Annotated in this window: 18 protein-coding genes; all 18 read left to right on the plus strand. The window is 38.5% G+C overall.

All coding sequences use genetic code 11. The features are described 5' to 3' along the window. Positions 1 to 16 precede the first annotated feature (16 nt). The 18 genes from AB3U99_RS09745 to sucD all read left to right on the plus strand — a co-directional run bounded on the left by AB3U99_RS09745 (position 17) and on the right by sucD (position 19,153). Positions 17 to 1,789, plus strand: a complete 1,773-nt coding sequence (locus AB3U99_RS09745) for a BatA domain-containing protein (RefSeq protein ID WP_400247183.1) — start codon at positions 17 to 19, stop codon at positions 1,787 to 1,789. Beyond that, positions 1,773 to 4,535, plus strand: coding sequence for a VWA domain-containing protein (locus AB3U99_RS09750; protein ID WP_400247185.1), 2,763 nt, complete (start codon positions 1,773 to 1,775; stop codon positions 4,533 to 4,535). Before AB3U99_RS09745 ends, AB3U99_RS09750 begins: the two co-directional genes overlap by 17 nt. A gap of 1,113 nt (positions 4,536 to 5,648) precedes the next feature. Further along, complete coding sequence (locus AB3U99_RS09755; protein ID WP_016201095.1) at positions 5,649 to 5,981, plus strand: putative DNA-binding protein; 333 nt, start codon at positions 5,649 to 5,651, stop codon at positions 5,979 to 5,981. Between the two features lie 12 nt (positions 5,982 to 5,993). Then, positions 5,994 to 7,346 carry a signal recognition particle protein gene (gene ffh, locus AB3U99_RS09760; RefSeq protein WP_400247187.1) on the plus strand — a complete coding sequence of 451 codons (1,353 nt, stop codon included), beginning with the start codon at positions 5,994 to 5,996 and terminating at the stop codon, positions 7,344 to 7,346. 175 nt (positions 7,347 to 7,521) lie between these two features. Then, positions 7,522 to 7,794: a 30S ribosomal protein S16 gene (gene rpsP / locus AB3U99_RS09765; protein WP_400247188.1), complete on the plus strand. Its 273-nt coding sequence runs from the start codon at positions 7,522 to 7,524 to the stop codon at positions 7,792 to 7,794. Between the two features lie 11 nt (positions 7,795 to 7,805). Then, on the plus strand, positions 7,806 to 8,036 hold the full coding sequence (locus AB3U99_RS09770; RefSeq protein ID WP_031534442.1) for a KH domain-containing protein: 231 nt from the start codon (positions 7,806 to 7,808) through the stop codon (positions 8,034 to 8,036). A gap of 297 nt (positions 8,037 to 8,333) precedes the next feature. Beyond that, positions 8,334 to 8,711 carry a YlqD family protein gene (locus tag AB3U99_RS09775; protein WP_400247190.1) on the plus strand — a complete coding sequence of 126 codons (378 nt, stop codon included), beginning with the start codon at positions 8,334 to 8,336 and terminating at the stop codon, positions 8,709 to 8,711. An 11-nt stretch (positions 8,712 to 8,722) separates the two neighbouring features. Further along, positions 8,723 to 9,241 carry a ribosome maturation factor RimM gene (rimM, locus tag AB3U99_RS09780; RefSeq protein WP_400247192.1) on the plus strand — a complete coding sequence of 173 codons (519 nt, stop codon included), beginning with the start codon at positions 8,723 to 8,725 and terminating at the stop codon, positions 9,239 to 9,241. Further along, the gene (trmD, locus tag AB3U99_RS09785; RefSeq protein ID WP_400247193.1) at positions 9,241 to 9,987 is read left to right on the plus strand and encodes a tRNA (guanosine(37)-N1)-methyltransferase TrmD; all 747 of its coding nucleotides are present in this window, start codon (positions 9,241 to 9,243) and stop codon (positions 9,985 to 9,987) included. The genes rimM and trmD overlap by 1 nt, the downstream gene beginning before the upstream one ends. 217 nt (positions 9,988 to 10,204) lie before the next feature. After that, the gene (gene rplS, locus AB3U99_RS09790) at positions 10,205 to 10,549 is read left to right on the plus strand and encodes a 50S ribosomal protein L19 (protein ID WP_047939984.1); all 345 of its coding nucleotides are present in this window, start codon (positions 10,205 to 10,207) and stop codon (positions 10,547 to 10,549) included. Between the two features lie 372 nt (positions 10,550 to 10,921). Beyond that, positions 10,922 to 11,458 (plus strand): signal peptidase I, encoded by a 537-nt coding sequence (gene lepB, locus AB3U99_RS09795; protein WP_349204058.1) that lies wholly within the window; start codon positions 10,922 to 10,924, stop codon positions 11,456 to 11,458. A 28-nt stretch (positions 11,459 to 11,486) separates the two neighbouring features. Beyond that, complete coding sequence (ylqF, locus tag AB3U99_RS09800) at positions 11,487 to 12,338, plus strand: ribosome biogenesis GTPase YlqF (protein WP_349204057.1); 852 nt, start codon at positions 11,487 to 11,489, stop codon at positions 12,336 to 12,338. Between the two features lie 541 nt (positions 12,339 to 12,879). After that, a complete protein-coding gene (ltrA, locus tag AB3U99_RS09805) occupies positions 12,880 to 14,175 on the plus strand; it encodes a group II intron reverse transcriptase/maturase (RefSeq protein WP_400243428.1) in 1,296 nt (431 codons plus the stop codon). Between the two features lie 206 nt (positions 14,176 to 14,381). After that, a complete protein-coding gene (locus AB3U99_RS09810) occupies positions 14,382 to 15,158 on the plus strand; it encodes a ribonuclease HII (protein ID WP_400247196.1) in 777 nt (258 codons plus the stop codon). Between the two features lie 51 nt (positions 15,159 to 15,209). Beyond that, positions 15,210 to 16,469, plus strand: coding sequence for a hypothetical protein (locus AB3U99_RS09815; protein ID WP_400247198.1), 1,260 nt, complete (start codon positions 15,210 to 15,212; stop codon positions 16,467 to 16,469). Further along, positions 16,466 to 16,771 carry an EscU/YscU/HrcU family type III secretion system export apparatus switch protein gene (locus tag AB3U99_RS09820; RefSeq protein WP_400247200.1) on the plus strand — a complete coding sequence of 102 codons (306 nt, stop codon included), beginning with the start codon at positions 16,466 to 16,468 and terminating at the stop codon, positions 16,769 to 16,771. The genes AB3U99_RS09815 and AB3U99_RS09820 overlap by 4 nt, the downstream gene beginning before the upstream one ends. 289 nt (positions 16,772 to 17,060) lie before the next feature. Next, positions 17,061 to 18,236: an ADP-forming succinate--CoA ligase subunit beta gene (sucC, locus tag AB3U99_RS09825; protein WP_400247202.1), complete on the plus strand. Its 1,176-nt coding sequence runs from the start codon at positions 17,061 to 17,063 to the stop codon at positions 18,234 to 18,236. After that, positions 18,236 to 19,153: a succinate--CoA ligase subunit alpha gene (sucD, locus tag AB3U99_RS09830; RefSeq protein ID WP_400247204.1), complete on the plus strand. Its 918-nt coding sequence runs from the start codon at positions 18,236 to 18,238 to the stop codon at positions 19,151 to 19,153. The genes sucC and sucD overlap by 1 nt, the downstream gene beginning before the upstream one ends. The last annotated feature ends 162 nt before the right edge of the window (positions 19,154 to 19,315 follow it).

Raw genomic sequence — 19,315 nt, forward strand, 5'->3', positions numbered from 1 at the left:
CAAAAGGAGAGACAAAATGCATTTAGCAAATCCATACTACTTTTTGCTGCTATTTTTTATCGGATTATTTATCCTATTATATTTTTTTCGGAAAAAATATACAAAACAAATCATCCCCTCCAATTTACTTTGGGAGGAAGTCCTGAAGGAAATGAGGGCATCCTCCTGGTTTCATAAATGGCAAAATAACGTCTTATTCTGGCTGCAGCTCATATGCTTACTTTTGTTGGTGCTAGCACTTGTGGGACCATCTTTTGCTAAAGAGGCGATTAAAGGGGAACAAATCATTTTCATGTTTGATACATCGGCTTCGATGGCCGCAAATGAAAACGCCTCTAACCGATTAGAAAAAAGTAAGACTGTGGCGTTAGAAATGATGGAGAGCATTCAGCAAAACCAATCCGTTACGGTTCTTGAGGTAAATGATCGTCCTAATATACTTCTTCATAATGAATCAGATTTAAACAAAGTAAGTGCTACGATTAAAGGGTTAGAGCTTTCCTATACCCATGAAGACTGGCAAAGTGCCACAGAGCTAACCGCGAGCCTAGCAAAAGAGGGGAAAACTGCTATTCATATTTTTTCTGACGGATTAGAAAAGGAAAGGATAAAAAATATCGATTCCTTCTACGTGGAAGTACATAATCAAGAGCAGGAAAAGGCAGAAAATATTTCGATTTTATCTTTTGGCGTATCCAAAAATGACGATAAAGTAGCAGGAATTGCAGTGGTGGAAAACCAGACAGATTCTATCAAAAAAATGCCATTTCAGGTTGAAAGCGAAAAGGCAGTGCTTTTTCAGCAAGAGATCGAATTGGAGCCAAAAGAAAGAAAAATAATCGCGATAAACGAGCTGCCTGAGAAATCGTATTACAATGCCAAAATTATGGTTGCGGATGATTTTTTGGTCGATAATATGCAAACAGCTGTATTTAATAAACAGGCTACAACCATGTATACAGATAATGAAATGAATCCATTTTTGGTAAAGGGATTTGAGGCGATTGGTCTTCGTGTCATTCAAATGAAGGATAAAGCAGAATTCCTAACGAAACAGGACAGTATTTTCCTATTATCTGGTTCTGCGCTACCAGATAATATCGGAGCGCCATTTGTTTTTTTCTTTACGGATGGAAAAAAAGAAGAATTACAAACAGCGATAGAACCAAGTGAGGATGAACTACTATTACATGTAGATTTGAAGGATGTTTTTATCGCAAGTGCTACTAAGCAAACGATGGAAAGTATGAAACCAATTGTTAAAAGTGGAGAACTGCCGTTAATCCAAAAAGGGGAAGTAAATAATCAGCCAGCCATACTCATTCAATTTGATTTAAAAGATAGTGATTGGCCATTACACCCAAGTTTTCCGATCTTTTTATACAATATGTATCAATGGCTTTCTTCTCAATCCAATTATGTTGGAGATTTTCAGCCATTAGAATCGAGAACCATTCAATTAACAAATCAAGAAGCCGATTGGGATATTTATAATGAAAACGATCAATTAGTAGGCTCCTTCTCGATGGAAGAAGGCTTCCAAGCACCGAAGCTACCTGGCGTTTATCAGCTGACAAATGATGCTGAGCTTCTTTATTTTTCTGTGAATTTAGACGATCGAGAGAAGACAATTGCTTCTCAAAAGTCGTTTGTTTTAAACGAGAGTCAACTAAAGGAAAATCAGATCTCAAAAACGGAAAGTGATTGGCTTTGGTATGTTTTATGTTTGCTTGCTCTTATCATTTTATGTCTGGAATGGGAGGTTTATCGACGTGCAAATAGAGTTTAAATACCCATTCATTCTATTAATCTTGCTTCCTATTGCTTTCCTTCTTTATCGATATTGGAAACAGACGAAGACGATGACAAATCGAAAGGAAAGACAGGTTATACTCATTTTAAGAAGCTGCATTTTTTCCCTTTTAATCCTTGCGCTTGCTATTCCACAAGTAGTTCTGCCGCAAAAAGAAACACAAGTTGTTTTTCTAATGGATCGAAGTGCAAGTGTACAGGATTCAGGAGAACAGCAGCTCGAATGGCTGGAAAAAAGCGTGCAAAGTAAGAAAGAAAAAGATGAATATAGTGTTCTTTCCTTTGGAGAGAAAGCAACAATTGAGCAAATGATGGGAAAAGAAGGTCTCCGTTTTCCAAAATGGGATGAGGAGATAGGCAGAGACCATACGAATATTGAAGGGGCGATTAATCTTGCCAGTAGTGTTTTTCCGAATAACAGTGGTGGTAGAATTATTCTATTTACTGACGGAAACGAGACAATGGGGAATTTTATCGAAGCAGCAAAATTATTAAAAAATCGCTCCATCGAATTAGATGCTGTGTTGCTCCATCCCCATTCCTATGAAGATACTGCTGTTACCGAAGTAGAAGTGCCTTCCACTTTATATGAAGGGGAACAAGCGGCGGTTTCTGTAACGATTGAGAGTAATATAGCGAAGGCAGGATTGCTTCATTTTTATGAGAATAATAATAAAATTGTTTCAAAATCCATCGAAATAAAAGAAGGAACAAATGTCATCCCTATCCAGTTTCCAGTGGAACAGGCTGGATTAGTAACCTATAAAGCGGAACTAGAACTGGCGAATGATGCCTACGCTGAAAATAACAAGCTTCAGGTCGTCAATATGGTTAAAACGATTCCGCAAATTTTATTGGTTCAAAATGGTCCGAATGAGGCGCTCGTTCAAACCTTGGAAGCAGCAGGATATAAAGTGGAGGTCCGTTCATCGATTCAGCTTCCAACAGTGATTTCAGGCTATTTGAACTATCAGTCGATTATTTTTAATAATATTGCTGCAACAGATATTACGGAAAATCAAATGAGTCTAATTGAAAAAAGTGTCAAAGATTTTGGTGTTGGCTTCCTTATGACGGGTGGGGAAAATAGCTTTGGACTAGGGGGGTATTTCCAAACTCCTATTGAAAAGCTTCTCCCTGTTGATATGGACATTAAAGGAAAAAAAGAAATGCCATCATTAGCATTAATGATTGTTTTAGACCGTTCTGGCAGTATGGACGGACAGAAATTTTCATTAGCGAAAGAGGCTGCGGCGAGATCTGTTGAACTGCTTCAAGAGACAGATACGCTAGGATTTATTGCTTTTGATGATAAGCCATGGGTTATTGTAGAGCCTACGCCTTTGAAAAATAAAGAAGAAGTAGTGGCCAAAATTCGTTCTGTTCCAGTTGGCGGAGGAACCGAAATTTATGGGTCATTAGTGGAAGCCTATGATCAAATCAGTGATTTAGATGTAAAAAGAAAACATATCATTTTACTTACAGATGGACAATCTGCGACGAATAATGATTACGAAGAGTTAATTAATGAGGGCAGTAAGAAAAATGTAACGATGTCAACGGTAGCTTTAGGCGCAGATGCAGACCGAAATTTGTTGGAGGAATTAGCAGATCTCGGAGCAGGACGTTTTTATGATGTACAGGATTCGACGGTAATTCCTTCTATTTTATCAAGAGAAACCGTTATGGCCACAAGAACCTATATTGAAGACAATCCATTTTATCCCCAAATAAAATCTGGCTATGGATGGGATTCATTGTTTAGTCAAGGTGTTCCACAGATGAATGCCTATATTGCCACAACGCCCAAAGCAGAAAGCACCGTTCCTATTAGGAGCACAAAGGAAGACCCGATTTTAGCAGAATGGCAATACGGTTTAGGCAAGACGATAGCTTTCACTTCTGACGTGAATGGCGCATGGGCTGGGGATTGGGCCAAATGGAACCAATGGAGCAGCTTTTTTACAAAAGTGGTCGCGCACACTTTGCCACAGTACGATTCAGAAGCGTATTCTTTATCCGTCGAAAAGGAGAAGGATCGATCCTATTTATCTTTATCAGCAGATAGATTATCGATGCTCCCGATTGAAACAACCATTATCTCAGAAAGAGGAGAAACGGTTGAAGGAAATACAAAGATGATCGCCCCTGGAAAATATGAGGTGGATGTTGGCAATGATCCTGGTCTTTATTTTATTCATGTTAAACAGACTGATGAGGATGGAAACGTCTCTGTTTATCAATCTGGTTTTACTGTACCATATTCAGACGAATATTTAATTACTGGAGCAAATGAAGAAAAGCTTGATGAGCTTCTGGCAATAACAGACGGCTCTCAGCTGCATAAAGAATCACAAGCATTTCGACCACTAAAGGATCCGGTTAAACAAAAGCAGGAGATCACCGAATTCCTGCTGTTAATTAGCTTCCTGTTTCTATTTTTAGAAATAGCGATTAGAAGATTAGGATTGCCAGTGAAATTCCTTGTTGTGTTTGAAAAGAGGGAAGATGCTAAGCGGCAAAAGGATTCTAAGCAAAAGAGAAGTGCAGTACCTAGAGAGATACCAGTGGCTAAAAAGAAAGATGTACAGCCGATTTCTAGTAGAGAAACAAATGAGAAGCAAGCGAAACCGCTGAAAAAGACGAAGGCGGTAAATAAAAAGGTAGAGAGCGAAAATCATTTGGATCAGTTATTAGAGATGAAGCGGAACAAAAAACGATGAGATAGATTGGCATGATACTGCAGACGAACTTTAATAGTTGTCTGCAGTTTTTTTATAGAAGCGGAGTATAAGAGCCGGTTTGGGATAAAAAGCAGGGGTGAGGTAACAGAGAAGCCCCCTCTGTGACCGAGAGCAATGAAAAACAGAGGAGAAGGTAACAGAGAAGCTCCCTCTGTGACCGAGAGCAATGAAAAAAAGAGGAGAAGGTAACAGAGAAGCTCCCTCTGTGACCGAGAGCAAGAAAAAGAAGAGGAGAAGGTAACAGAGAAGCTCCCTCTGTGACCAAGAGCAATGAAAAACAGAGGAGAAGGTAACAGAGAAGCCCCTTCTGTGACCGAGAGCAAGAAAAAGAAGAGGAGAAGGTAACAGAGAAGCCCCTTCTGTGACCGAGAGCAAGAAAAAGAAGAGGAGAAGGTAACAGAGACCTTTTGATAACCTATTAATACTTATTTGAAACAAAATAGGGAATAGATACCTTTAAAATTTTCTCCTTTTTATAGTATATCAATTCAGCCCCCTTCCAGTTTGTACAACGATAACCAGGCGCTTCCGCTTTTCAACTAGTCCAGCTCCGGGTGCCCAGGGGCTGATGGGCTTCACGACGATTCCCTACGATAAGTCAACATCAGTTCACTATCGTTCACTGTGTTTCCTATATCTCAGGAATCGCCGCTCCATCCCACACGCCCCTAAACGGGCCCCCTCCGCTTTTCAACTAGTCCAGCTCCGGGTGCCTAGGGGCTGATGGGCTTCACGCCTATTCCCTACGATAAGTCAACATCAGTTCACTATCGTTCACTGTGTTTCCTATATCTCAGGAATCGCCGCTCCATCCCACACGCCCCTAAACAGCCACCCTCCGCTTTTCAATTAGTCTAGCTCCAGCGCCTATCGTTTAGCAAACTTCCAGGTGCCTTCCCTACGATAAGTCAACATCGGTTCACTAACGTTCACCGTGTTTCCTTTATCTCAGTCAGGCCCCCTCCAGTTTGTACAACGATAACCAGGCGCTTCCGCTTTTCAATTTGTAAAGATATTTTCTTGACATCTTTTTTTTTGGTGTGTAAAATAGTCGATGTAAAGGCTTTTGACTTAACACGGGGGTATTATTCGATGCTTGAGAAAACAACGAGAATGAATTATTTATTTGATTTCTATCAGTCGTTGTTAACACCGAAGCAACGAAGCTATATGTCTCTTTACTATTTGGATGATTACTCTCTTGGGGAGATTGCTGCTGAGTACAATGTAAGCCGACAAGCGGTGTATGACAACATTAAACGTACAGAAGCAATGCTAGAAGAATATGAGAATAAGTTATTATTACTTCAGAAATTTCAGGAGCGTCAAGTTCTTTTTGAAAAGATGAAAAAAATGCTAGAACATGATACCTTATCTATATCTGCGTTGCAAGAGGCAGTAGAGGAACTAGAGAAATTAGATTAAGGAGGGTGACGTATGGCATTTGAAGGTTTAGCTGACCGACTGCAGAACACGATGCAAAAAATCCGTGGAAAAGGGAAAGTAAACGAAGCGGATGTTAAAGAAATGATGCGTGAAGTTCGTCTTGCGCTCCTTGAGGCAGACGTAAACTTTAAAGTGGTAAAAGACTTTGTCAAAAAAGTAAGTGAACGTGCAGTTGGACAGGAAGTGCTAAAAAGCTTAACTCCTGGACAACAAGTTATTAAAGTAGTAAAAGAAGAGCTTACAGCATTAATGGGTGGAGAAGAAAGTAAAATTGGTGTTAGTAAACGTCCTCCAACTGTCATTATGATGGTCGGGCTTCAAGGGGCGGGGAAAACAACAACCACTGGTAAGCTTGCAAATTTACTGCGTAAAAAACATAATCGTAATCCATTGTTAGTAGCTGCAGATATTTATCGTCCTGCTGCGATTAAGCAATTGCAAACATTAGGTAAACAGCTTGATTTTCCAGTGTTTTCACTAGGAGACCAAGTTAGTCCTGTTGAAATTGCAAAGCAAGCGATTGAAAAAGCGAAAGAAGATCACCATGATTATGTATTAATTGATACAGCAGGTCGTCTTCATGTAGATGAAGCCCTAATGGATGAATTAAAGCAAATCAAAGAACTTGCAAACCCAGAAGAAATATTACTAGTTGTCGATGCGATGACTGGGCAGGATGCTGTCAATGTAGCCGGCAGCTTTAATGAGCAGTTAGGATTAACGGGAGTTGTCTTAACAAAGCTTGATGGTGATACACGTGGGGGAGCTGCGCTTTCCATTCGTTCTGTTACAAACACACCAATTAAATTTGTTGGTTTGGGAGAAAAAATGGACGCGCTTGAAACATTTCATCCTGAGAGAATGGCTTCCAGAATCTTAGGAATGGGCGACGTGCTTAGCTTAATCGAAAAAGCGCAAATAAACGTGGATGAAGAAAAGGCAAGAGAACTAGAAAAGAAAATGAAATCAGATTCATTTACCTTTGACGATTTTCTTGATTCCTTAAGCCAGGTGAAAAGCATGGGACCACTTGACGAATTAATTAAAATGATGCCAGGTGCGAACAAAATCAAAGGCTTAAACAATATGAAAGTGGATGAAAAGCAAATTGCACATGTAGAAGCAATCATTAAGTCCATGACTAAGCAAGAAAAAGAACATCCAGAGATTATCAATTCTGGCAGAAGAAAGCGTATTGCAAAAGGAAGCGGTAGAACCGTTCCGGAAGTAAATCGACTTTTAAAACAGTTTGATGACATGAGAAAAATGATGAAACAAATGACCAATATGGGTCAAAAAGGCAAGAAAAAAGGTAAGTTTAATTTACCTTTTAACCCTTTTTAACGACGGTTTTTTTTAAAAAAAAAGCTTCGTTTGTCCATTGAAATTGGGCTAAAACAGTCTGTTAGAGGGCGTAAATAAAGATTTTTAACACTGACAAGAAAAAACACTTTACAAAGTGTTGGAGTATCTGATAATATACTATCTTGTGTGAAACTATTCGGAGGTGCAATATTAAATGGCAGTAAAAATTCGTTTAAAAAGAATGGGAGCAAAAAAATCTCCTTTTTATCGTATCGTAGTAGCAGATTCTCGTTCACCACGTGATGGACGTTTCATTGAAACAGTAGGAACTTACAATCCAGTAGCAAACCCTGCTATCGTGGACATCAACGAAGATAAAGCTCTACAATGGTTACAAAATGGTGCAAAACCATCTGATACAGTTCGTAACCTATTCTCTAACCAAGGTATTATGGAGAAATTCCACAATATCAAAAACGCTAAATAATTTTTGATGCAATGAAAGAGCTTATAGAAACGATTGTTAAGCCCCTTGTTGATTTTCCAGAGGAAGTTGCTGTAACTGTAACAGAAGAGGATAATCGTATCACTTACTTGCTTTCTGTCAACGAGAATGACATAGGAAAGGTAATAGGGAAGCAAGGGCGAGTTGCAAGAGCAATTCGAACGATTGTTTATGCAGCAGGATCATTACAACAAAAGAAAATTATTGTTGATATTAGAGATTAAATGAAAAGGAAGGAGGGGGAACCCTCCTTCCTTTGTTTATTTAGGGGAAATATGCGTTTGGCTGATAAGTGCGTCTCTTTGGCTGATATCGATGTGGATTTGGCTGATAAACATGTTACATTGGCTGATATCATCAAGTTTTTGGCTGATATGTTTAACGCAGTGCTAGCATTCTTGAGAAGTAGCTGTTGTGTTGGTAAAAGGATTGATATTTAACTTGCTTTTAGACGAAAAATGCAATATATGTTACCTTGTTAGTAGTATGTACAAAGGTTGTCATCTGTTAGGAGGAAGTATATGAAGATTCTTCAGTCTGTAACAGTAAAACAAGTTTTAACAGTGGATACACGAAAGTCCATTTCCGATCGATATAGGCAAGAAATGCTGCAACTAGAAAAAGAAGTGCAACAGCTTCATTTTGAAGAAAGAAAACAATTAAAAAATCATCCTTCTGGTTCGGAAATTAAACGTTTTTTTCGAAAGGAAGTTACTAATAAATTAGAGAAACAAAAAACGATAGAGTTTCAATTAAATCAATTACATATACTACCATTAGGGACAGAAATCAAGGAGCAGGAAGTAATGGCTGTTGTTGATGTTCAGGTGGGACAGGATTGGGAAAGTACTAATAAGACAATTATCGTGAAAGATGGAATAGTGGTTGATATTCGATAGAGGTGAATGCAATGGAGAAATGGTTTAATGTTGGAAAAGTTGTGAATACACATGGGATAAGAGGAGAAATCCGTGTTATTTCTCGTACTGATTTTCCAGAAGAACGCTACAAGAATGGGAATACCATTTATTTTTTTCAAACAGATAAAGCGAATCCGCTTGAATTGAAAATTAAAAGCCATCGAGAACATAAGAACTTCAATCTGCTTACATTTGAAGGCTATGACAATGTGAATGATGTGGAATTTATGAAGGGTGGCCTTTTAAAGGTGCCAGAGAGCTTTCTTGGAGAGCTTGCAGAAAATGAATACTATTTTCATGAAATTATCGGCTGTAAAGTGGTAACCGTAGAAGGGGAAGAACTTGGAGAAATCACAGAAATCTTAACACCAGGTGCAAATGATGTATGGGTTGTGAGAGGGAAAGATAGAAACGAGATCTTGATTCCTTATATCGAAGAAGTAGTGATGAAAGTAGATGTGCAAGAAAAACTAGTCGTAATAGAGCCGATGGAAGGGCTGTTGTCTTAATGAAGATTGATGTACTTACATTATTTCCAGAGATGTTTGAAGGAGTTCTTCATAGTTCCATTTTAAAAAAAGCAGAAGAAGGGGAAAAAGCAGCTTACAATGTCGTGAATTTTCGCGATTACTCCGAAAATAAGCATCAAACGGTCGATGATTATCCTTACGGTGGCGGTGCTGGAATGGTATTAAAGCCGCAGCCGATATTTGACGCTGTGGATGCTTTAAGAGCTAAAGATGAAGGAGCCAAGCCCCGTGTCATTCTGATGTGTCCTCAAGGGGAAAGATATACGCAAGCAAAAGCGGAAGAACTTGCCCAAGAGGAGCATTTAATTTTCATTTGCGGTCATTACGAAGGGTATGATGAAAGAATCAGAGAGCATTTAGTAACCGATGAAATTTCAATTGGTGACTATGTACTAACTGGTGGTGAATTAGGCGCTATGGTCGTCATTGACAGTGTCGTACGATTATTGCCAGGTGTGCTTGGAAAAGAAGCGTCCCATGTAAATGATTCCTTCAGTACTGGATTATTGGAGCATCCTCATTATACGCGTCCAGCTGATTTTCGTGGTATGAAGGTGCCAGACACGCTATTATCTGGAAACCATGCTCATATTGATGAATGGAGAGAAAGGGAATCTTTCCGAAGAACTGTTGAAAGACGTCCGGATTTATTGGAAAATTATCCGCTGACAGAGAAGCAGAAAAAGCTAGTAAATGAGTTGAAAAAGCAGCATCATCCAAGTTAACATAATACAATTATATGGACATTTAAAAGAACAGCTATAGAAAAGTAGCAAAGTTCTATTATTTTTAGAAAAAATATTGCTGTTATTCTAGTTTTATGTTAAGATAACACTTGTGACTTAAGCAGATGAATTTCTGTAAAGGGTCTTATAACGATGTTCCGCTGCAAGAGATCTCCATTATGAGTGCAAGAGCGTCTGTTGGAAGGAGTTGAAAACGATGCAAAAATTAATAGAAGAAATTACAAAAGAACAACTTCGTTCTGATCTTCCTGCGTTCCGTCCTGGTGACACTGTACGTGTACACGTGAAAGTTGTTGAGGGTACTCGTGAGCGTATTCAGTTATTTGAAGGTGTTGTAATTAAGCGTCGTGGTGGTGGAATCAGCGAAACTTTTACAGTACGTAAAGTTTCTTACGGAGTTGGCGTTGAGCGTACATTCCCTGTTCACACACCTAAAATTGCGAAGCTAGAAGTTATCCGTCGCGGTAAAGTACGCCGTGCGAAACTTTACTACCTACGTAACCTACGTGGTAAAAAAGCTCGTATTAAAGAAATTCGATAATTGTTACCAAAAAAGAGCTTGTTCTTGTAACAAGTTCTTTTTTATAGGCTGTTTTCTAAAAAAATTGATGCTTTTTCAATAGGAAAAATAAATTTATTAGGAATATTGAGCAGCCTGAATACGCGTAGACTTCTATGGGAATAGTGAGACCCGCTAGTGATGTCTGAGGAGGCTAAAAGCTCCGCCCCATGGAAAGCGAAGTGTATTCAGGCGGCGGGGGATAGCAACAAACTTTACGAAAGCAGCCTTTTTATATCTTACTTTCCAATTTTACTTCATCCAGAAATTCCGCTAAAATATATCATGTTAGAGAAGCGTTCAATCATACATAAATAACTACCTATATTGTTCAGTTAAGGATTGGTGAAAGGTATGGCAACTGAAAAGAAGAAGAAAAATGAAGTTTGGGAATGGAGTAAAGCGTTAATTATCGCTGTTTTACTCGCCTTTGTTATTCGATATTTTTTATTTGCTCCCATTGTAGTCGATGGCGAGTCCATGCAGTCTACATTGCTTGATCAAGATCGAATGATTGTGAATAAAATAAATTATAAAGTAAGTGAGCCAAAGCGTTTTGATATCATTGTATTTCACGCGCCAGAAGGCAAAGATTATATAAAAAGAGTAATTGGTTTGCCCGGGGATACGATTGAGTATCGAGATGATGTGCTCTATGTCAATGGACAAGCTTATGAAGAGCCATACTTGGAGCATAATAAGGAAGAGTTAAATGGACCCCTAACGGAAGATTTTACTGCAACCGTTCCAGAGGGTGAATTATTTGTGATGGGGGACAACCGCAGAAATAGCAAAGACAGCCGTCATATCGGTACAATTGGCTTTGATAAAATAATTGGCAGTACAAGTGTGGTGTATTGGCCGATATCCGATTTAAAGATAGTAGAATAACGTTAGTGGAAGAATTAGAGGTGCAGGCATGACTATACAATGGTTTCCGGGGCATATGGCCAAAGCCAGAAGGCAAGTAACGGAAAAATTAAAGCTGGTTGATATTATTTTTGAATTAGTGGACGCGAGAATTCCGCAATCTTCTCGAAACCCCATGATTGATGAAATTATCCAGCATAAACCGAGAATTGTTTTATTAAATAAAGCAGATATGGCAGATAAAGAACGCACAAAGGAATGGATAAACTATTTCAAAAACCAAGGTATACAAGCACTTGCGATCAATTCGCACGCAGGGGTTGGCATGAAGGAAATTACGGCCTTAGCAAAAGTAGTTTTGGCGGAAAAATTTGATCGGATGAAAGCGAAAGGAATTAGACCACGAGCGATTCGAGCAATGATTGTCGGAATTCCGAATGCAGGTAAATCTACCTTGATTAATCGTTTGGCGAAAAAAAATATTGCGAAAACAGGAAATACACCTGGTGTTACAAAAGCGCAGCAATGGATTAAAGTAGGCAAAGAACTGGAGCTTTTAGATACTCCAGGAATATTATGGCCGAAATTTGAAGACCAAGAAGTTGGTTTAAAGCTTGCATTAACGGGTGCAATAAAGGATACTATTTTAAATTTACAAGATATTGCTATCTTTGGACTTCGTTTTTTGGAAAAAGAATATCCAGAACGATTAAAAGAAAGATATAATTTAGATGCGATTCCAGAAGATACAGTAGAGTTGTTTGATCGAATCGGAACATTTAGAGGAGCGTTATCAGGTGGCGGCATGATTGACTATGATAAAGTGACAGAACTAATAATCCGTGATATCAGAAGCGAAAAATTTGGACCTTTGACATTTGAAAAAACAGAAGATATATAAAAAGCTCCAAAGAGAAGTGGTTAAAAATAGACACTTCTCTTTTTGTGTGCCGGGCATGTTCACTAGCTTGGTGGTGAAAGTCCACTATGGGCGTTGGGATATGCGAACCATTAGTCGAAGGCAAGGGTGTCCGTGGTGACGCGGAATCTGAAGGAAGCCCTAGACAAATCCTCGGTCTGAGGTACACGAATCACATTTGAGGTTTCCATTTCAGGATGAGTTTGCAAAACAAAACAAAGTCCAAAATATCCACAGATGAAATGGGAATAAATGTGGCAGATATATGAGGAGAAAGCGAGTGAACTTACCCCGGGAGATCTCTTGAAAACCCTACTAGGAACCTATCTAGCGATAGATAGCTGAATCAAGAGAAGTCAGCAGAAGTCATAGTATCAAATTTTCGAATTTGAGAAGGACGGAACGAAAGGAGAGACCGTGTTAGAGTTATTTATAAGGAAACAAGGAAACAGCCAACATAATGACTATATGGGAAAGAAGGCTCGGAAAGCTGGTGAGTTCCATATAGAGTGTAGTTATCCTTATGCAATCTCCAAAACACGGAAACAATATGAAATCAAATTCAGATATAAGTTTAATGGAAAAAATAGTAGAACTAGATAATCTAAATAAAGCTTTCAAGAAGGTCAAAAGTAACAAAGGAGCAGCAGGAGTCGATGCGAAAGATGTAGAAGCTACTCACCTTCACTTGAAAGAAGAAGGTCAAAAGATTATCGGACTTATGAAGGAAGGAAAATATAAACCGCAAGCAGTAAGAAGGGTTGATATTCCCAAACCAAATGGAGGGAAACGGAAGCTAGGAATCCCTACAGTGACAGACAGAGTAATCCAACAAGCCCTTGTACAGAAGCTTACCCCTATTTTTGAAAGACAGTTTAGTCCTTATAGTTACGGATTTAGACCAAATAAAAGTGCTCATCAAGCGATAGAACAAGCAAGGCAATTTATCGAAGATGGATACAACTTCGTAGTAGACATAGACCTAGAGAAATTTTTCGACCGAGTTAACCATGATAAACTCATGTCTCTAATAGCTAAGACCATAACAGACAAACCTACCTTGAAATTAATCAGAAGATATCTTCAAGCAGGAGTTATGGAGAACGGACTAGTTAAACCGAATACAGAAGGGACACCTCAAGGAGGCCCGCTAAGTCCGTTACTAAGCAATATCATGCTTAATGAACTAGATAAAGAACTGGAAAAGCGAGGACACAAATTCGTGAGATACGCAGATGACTGCAACATCTTTGTCAAAAGTATGAAATCAGGAGAACGAGTAAAAGAAGGTATTACTCAATTCATCGAAAGAAAATTAAAACTGAAGGTGAATGAGGAGAAAAGCGCTGTGGGAAAGCCGATAGCACGGATATTTTTAGGGGTAAGTTTTTACCAGAATAGAAGCAAGACTAGAGTATTCGTGCCAAAAGAGAGAAAGAAAAGGTTTGAAGAAAAACTAAAGAAACTAACGAACCGAAACTGGGGAGTAAGTATGGAATTACGTATCGCGAAAATAAACCAACTAATACAAGGCTGGGGAAACTACTTTAAAATTGCGGACATCAAGAAATATGCCCGTGAAACAGACAGTCATATTAGGAGAAGATTAAGAGCTTGTAGATGGAAAGAGTGGAAAAAGGTCAAAACGAAATACAAAAACCTGAGAAAGCTTGGAATATCCATCGATGAAGCAAGAAGAAACGCCAACTCCCGAAAGGGATATTGGCGCCTATCATACAATCCTATCTTACATCTTGCCCTAAATAATCAATATTGGCAAGAGCGAGGTTTAAAATCCTTAATGAAGGTGATTTCATAAACTTTCGAACCGCCGTATACCGAACGGTACGTACGGTGGTGTGAGAGGTCGGCACGGTAACGTGCCTCCTACTCGATTATGTAAAGGGTAGGAAATCGTAGAATTTTGCAGCCTACTAACGGCTTCGTTAACAAAAATAAACGTATCCAACAGATTAAAATAAAAAAAATCATCCATAAACCGATATAAATATAGAGGTGTAAACAATGAAATTAGCAACGATGAAAGAAATAAAAGAGACGCTAGAAGGGATAAAGGAAGCAAATGACCCATTTATCCTTGAATTACGAAAGGACGAGAGAAAAGGGGCTCAGAAGCTTTTAGAAGCATGGGATAAGCGTATTGCAAAGGAACAAAGGCTTCATGACCATTTCGTAATGATGAATCACTATGAAAAAGAAATAAGAAGCAAGGGATATACATATATTGCAGGCATTGATGAAGTAGGCAGGGGACCGCTTGCCGGACCTGTTGTCACAGCAGCCGTTATCCTCCCGGAAGATTTTTATTTACCTGGCATTGACGATTCAAAGAAATTGTCAGAGAAAAAAAGAGAATTATTTTATGAGATTATTAAAAAAGAGGCGATTTCTATAGGGGTAGGAATTATCTCACCTGCAGAAATAGATCGAATTAATATTTATCAAGCAACAAAAAAGGGAATGTTAGAAGCGATTAATGAGCTTTCCAAAACGCCAGACTACTTACTTATCGATGCAATGAAATTAACCACTCCATTCCCTAGCCAGCCCCTTATTAAAGGGGACAGTAAAAGTGTTTCGATTGCAGCGGCAAGCATTATTGCGAAAGTAACAAGAGATCGCATGATGAGAGAGTTACATGAAGAATATCCAGATTATCATTTTGCAAACAATATGGGCTATGGTACGAAAGAACATCTCGAAGCTCTCACTGAATGTGGGATTACGATTCATCACCGCAAAAGTTTTTCTCCTATAAAAGAGATGGTGGAGAATAAATAGTTCGTTAGTACAAATGGATAAAGTTCTGTTATGGAAGAAAGGAGGAAATGGATGAATATTAACCATATTGTCCAAAATTTATTTCAAGAAAATCTTTTAAGTAGTAAAGTACTCGAATTAAGAGATGGACAACTTGTATATGGGAAATTGACTAAATTATTTCCTCAACAAATGGCAGAAGTGCAAATAGGTTCACAAAAAATGCTTGCCAATCTAACCATTCCGTTAACCATCGATCAAAGTTATTGGTTTCAAGTTTCCGCAACAGATGATAAACCCATTTTAAAAGTACTTCCCCATTCATCGGAAGTATCTAGTGAAAAAGGCAATATAAAAGGATTACTTCAACAGCTGCATCTTCCTGACACGAAAGAAAATAATTTATTTATTCGATATCTACTATCTAATAATCTACCAATTATGAAAGAATCAATGGGAAATATGAAGGACTGGCTACCAGCTTCAATTGGAAAACAAGAGCTTTCCGTTATTGGGCTTATGCTAGAAAGAGACCTTCCACTAACGAAAGAAGTTTTTTCAAGTATTTCATCTTTGCAGGCAGGAAAAGGGATTAGTGCACTGATAGGAGAACTGCAGCAACAGCTTTCAGCCTTTAAAATCAAAGAACCAATCGTAAATAATCTGCTTTCTAGTTTAACAGAGGGAGAAAATCTTTCCCAAGATACCATAGTAGATACACTAAAAACTATTTTTCATAAAATGGGCTATTCGTTTGAAGCTGGATTATTAAAACGAACACCGATGGGAGAGGAACAAGCCTTTCATCAGGAAATGCTAAAGCCTATGCTGCTAGAGTTAGTGGGAAAAGACGTTCCAATCGCTGTGAAAGAGACAGCAGGTCAATTAATCGATAAAGTGACAGGCTACCAGCTTATGAGTCAGCAAACTGGACCTGTTATGCAGTTGATTACAGAAATTCCCCTTCGGTTTTTCAACCAGCAGGTGGATATAACGATGCAGTATAATGGCAGAAAAACGGCAGATGGCAAAGTGGATAGTAATTATTGTCGCATACTTTTTTACTTAGAGCTTGCCCATATGAAGGATACGGTTATTGATATAAATATACAAAATCGAATCATGAATATGAGTATCCTTAATGATCGAGCACCAGAAATAATGCCAATAATAAAACAGACGGAAGAGTCTTTAAAAGAAAAGCTTAGGGAGCTTGATTATAAATTGATGACAGTCCATGCGAGACCACTGACAAAAGAAGACAAGCCTGTGTGGAGCCCTCAGCAAGCAATGCGAACAAATGCTTACAAAGGAGTGGATCTTAAAATATGAACAAGCCTAAGTCTTTGAAACGAAAAGAAGCGATAGCCTTAACCTATGAGCAACACAAACATTCAGCTCCTGCTGTTATTGCAAAAGGGAAAGGCTTAGTGGCTGAGCAAATACTCGAACGGGCGAAAAAAGAGAAGATCCCAATTCAGGAAGATGCTTCGCTTGTAGAACTTCTAAGTAAATTAAATATAAATGAACAAATTCCAGAAGATTTATATATGGCAGTCGCTGAAGTATTTGCATTTATATATTCTTTAGAGAAGGAAACGGGGAAAAAAGACGTGCCAAAAGACAGAAAATGAAGAAAAAATATTTTTAAATGTAAAATATTTAAAGATAAAAGCCTTTTTTATAGACAAAGAAAGGTTTTTTCATTTAAAATGAAAGCGTGACCATATTTTTGTTTTTTCTAAATAGATAAACAAATCGCGAATCGCTTTAAATAAAGCCTATTATTACAGTGAAAACGATTGTTATGTCAAAAGGAGAAAACAAAAAAGAATGAAATAAATTTCATTCTTTCGTTATAAGATGTAATAATGCAGTTGTCTCCGATTTTACAAAAAAGGGAAATTAAAGGGGTGTGGAAGCTTGAATATTCATGAATATCAGGGGAAAGAGATTTTAGAATTAAACGGCGTCTCAGTACCAAAAGGAAAAGTAGCTTTTACAGTAGAAGAGGCAGTGCGAGCTGCAGAAACATTAAACAGTGATGTATGGGTAGTGAAAGCGCAAATCCATGCAGGTGGTCGAGGAAAAGCTGGTGGAGTAAAGGTTGCAAAAAGTTTGGAAGAAGTACAAACTTATGCATCAGATATTTTGGGCAGCACATTAGTTACCCATCAAACAGGACCAGAAGGGAAATTAGTAAAACGATTATTAATTGAAGAGGGCTGCCGAATCAAGAAGGAATATTACATAGGATTTGTCGTGGACCGTGCAACATCTCGAATCGTATTAATGGCTTCTGAAGAGGGCGGTACAGAAATTGAGGAAATCGCAGAGAAATACCCAGAGAAAATCGTAAAAGAAGTTATTGATCCAGTGATTGGTTTAACTCCGTTTCAAGCGCGCCGAGTTGCATTTGCGATTAATATTCCAGGCAAGCAAGTAAATAAAGCAGTTGCATTTATGACTGGTTTATATAAGGTGTTTGTAGACAAAGACTGCTCGATTGCAGAAATTAATCCACTGGTACTAACAGAGGATGGAAACATTATGGCATTGGATGCGAAGTTGAATTTTGATTCGAATGCTTTGTATAGACATAAAGATATTGTTGCATATAGAGATTTAGATGAAGAAAATGAGAAAGAATTAGAAGCGTCAAAATATGATTTAAGCTATATTGCTTTAAATGGAAATATTGGCTGTATGGTAAATGGTGCTGGACTTGCTATGGCAACAATGGATATTGTTAAGCATTATGGCGGAGAACCGGCTAACTTTTTGGATGTTGGGGGCGGCGCTACAGCAGAAAAAGTAACAGAAGCATTTAAAATCATTCTTTCCGATTCGAAAGTTAAGGGGATTTTTGTCAATATTTTTGGGGGCATCATGAAATGTGATGTTATCGCAACAGGAATTGTGGAAGCTGCAAAGCAAGTTAGCCTTCATGTCCCTCTCGTTGTTCGCCTAGAAGGAACTAACGTGGACTTAGGCAAAAAGATTCTCCGCGAATCTGGTGTAGATATTGTAGCAGCCGAATCGATGGCTGATGGTGCTGAGAAAATTGTAACCTTAGTAGAGCAAGGAGGGAACGAATAATGAGTGTTTTTATTAATAAAGATACAAAAGTCCTTGTCCAAGGAATAACTGGTGCAACAGCACTTTTTCATACAAAACAAATGCTTGAATACGGTACAAAAATTGTTGGAGGCGTAACTCCAGGAAAAGGCGGTACAACGGTAGAAGGAGTACCAGTCTTTAATACCGTGAAAGATGCAGTAGATGTTACAGAAGCTAACGCATCGGTTATTTATGTACCTGCTCCATTCGCAGCAGATGCCATTCTAGAAGCAGTAGATGCGGAATTAGATTTGGTAATCTGTATTACTGAACATATCCCTGTTCTTGATATGGTGAAAGTAAAACGCTATATGGAAGGGAAAAAGACTAGATTAATAGGTCCGAACTGTCCAGGTGTGATTACACCTGAGGAATGTAAGATTGGGATTATGCCAGGATACATTCACAAGAAGGGCCATGTAGGAGTTGTTTCTCGTTCAGGAACCTTAACATATGAGGCTGTTCATCAGCTTTCCCAGGCTGGTATTGGCCAATCCACAGCGGTTGGAATTGGCGGAGATCCAGTAAATGGAACAGATTTTATTGATACACTAAAGGCTTTTAATGAAGATGAAGAAACGTATGCAGTAATTATGATTGGGGAAATCGGTGGTACTGCAGAGGAAGAAGCAGCACGCTGGGTAAAAGAAAATATGACGAAGCCGGTAGTAGGATTTATAGGTGGGCGCACTGCACCTCCAGGCAAGCGCATGGGTCATGCTGGTGCAATCATCTCAGGTGGAAAAGGAACAGCGGATGAAAAAATTAGCGTTCTATCAGAATGTGGCATTAAAGTAGCACCAACTCCATCAGATATGGGAGCTACATTGATTGAGGTATTAAAAGAGCAGTCTTTATACGAAAAATGTAAAACACATGAAGTAGTAACAAAATAAAAAAGTAAGAGGCTGGGACAAAACTAAATAGCCAGTCTGTAAAGACGAACATCCTTAATTTAGCTCTTAAATAAAGGCTACTTTTTCATGCTAGTTATTTATGATTTTAAATATAGTCAGTGTAAAAACTAATTCGTTTTTAAAGATTGTTTTTCTATAAAC

The organism is Niallia tiangongensis, from assembly GCF_044704065.1.
In the GTDB taxonomy this organism is placed as follows: Bacteria; Bacillota; Bacilli; order Bacillales; family Cytobacillaceae; genus Niallia; species Niallia tiangongensis.

Coding starts and splice junctions, on each gene's coding strand:
- AB3U99_RS09745 (WP_400247183.1), top strand. CDS start 17: ATGCATTTAGCAAATCCATACTACTTTTTGCTGCTATTTTTTATCGGA.
- AB3U99_RS09755 (WP_016201095.1), top strand. CDS start 5,649: ATGCTTGAGAAAACAACGAGAATGAATTATTTATTTGATTTCTATCAG.
- ffh (WP_400247187.1), top strand. CDS start 5,994: ATGGCATTTGAAGGTTTAGCTGACCGACTGCAGAACACGATGCAAAAA.
- rpsP (WP_400247188.1), top strand. CDS start 7,522: ATGGCAGTAAAAATTCGTTTAAAAAGAATGGGAGCAAAAAAATCTCCT.
- AB3U99_RS09770 (WP_031534442.1), top strand. CDS start 7,806: ATGAAAGAGCTTATAGAAACGATTGTTAAGCCCCTTGTTGATTTTCCA.
- AB3U99_RS09775 (WP_400247190.1), top strand. CDS start 8,334: ATGAAGATTCTTCAGTCTGTAACAGTAAAACAAGTTTTAACAGTGGAT.
- rimM (WP_400247192.1), top strand. CDS start 8,723: ATGGAGAAATGGTTTAATGTTGGAAAAGTTGTGAATACACATGGGATA.
- trmD (WP_400247193.1), top strand. CDS start 9,241: ATGAAGATTGATGTACTTACATTATTTCCAGAGATGTTTGAAGGAGTT.
- rplS (WP_047939984.1), top strand. CDS start 10,205: ATGCAAAAATTAATAGAAGAAATTACAAAAGAACAACTTCGTTCTGAT.
- lepB (WP_349204058.1), top strand. CDS start 10,922: ATGGCAACTGAAAAGAAGAAGAAAAATGAAGTTTGGGAATGGAGTAAA.
- ylqF (WP_349204057.1), top strand. CDS start 11,487: ATGACTATACAATGGTTTCCGGGGCATATGGCCAAAGCCAGAAGGCAA.
- ltrA (WP_400243428.1), top strand. CDS start 12,880: ATGCAATCTCCAAAACACGGAAACAATATGAAATCAAATTCAGATATA.
- AB3U99_RS09810 (WP_400247196.1), top strand. CDS start 14,382: ATGAAATTAGCAACGATGAAAGAAATAAAAGAGACGCTAGAAGGGATA.
- AB3U99_RS09815 (WP_400247198.1), top strand. CDS start 15,210: ATGAATATTAACCATATTGTCCAAAATTTATTTCAAGAAAATCTTTTA.
- AB3U99_RS09820 (WP_400247200.1), top strand. CDS start 16,466: ATGAACAAGCCTAAGTCTTTGAAACGAAAAGAAGCGATAGCCTTAACC.
- sucD (WP_400247204.1), top strand. CDS start 18,236: ATGAGTGTTTTTATTAATAAAGATACAAAAGTCCTTGTCCAAGGAATA.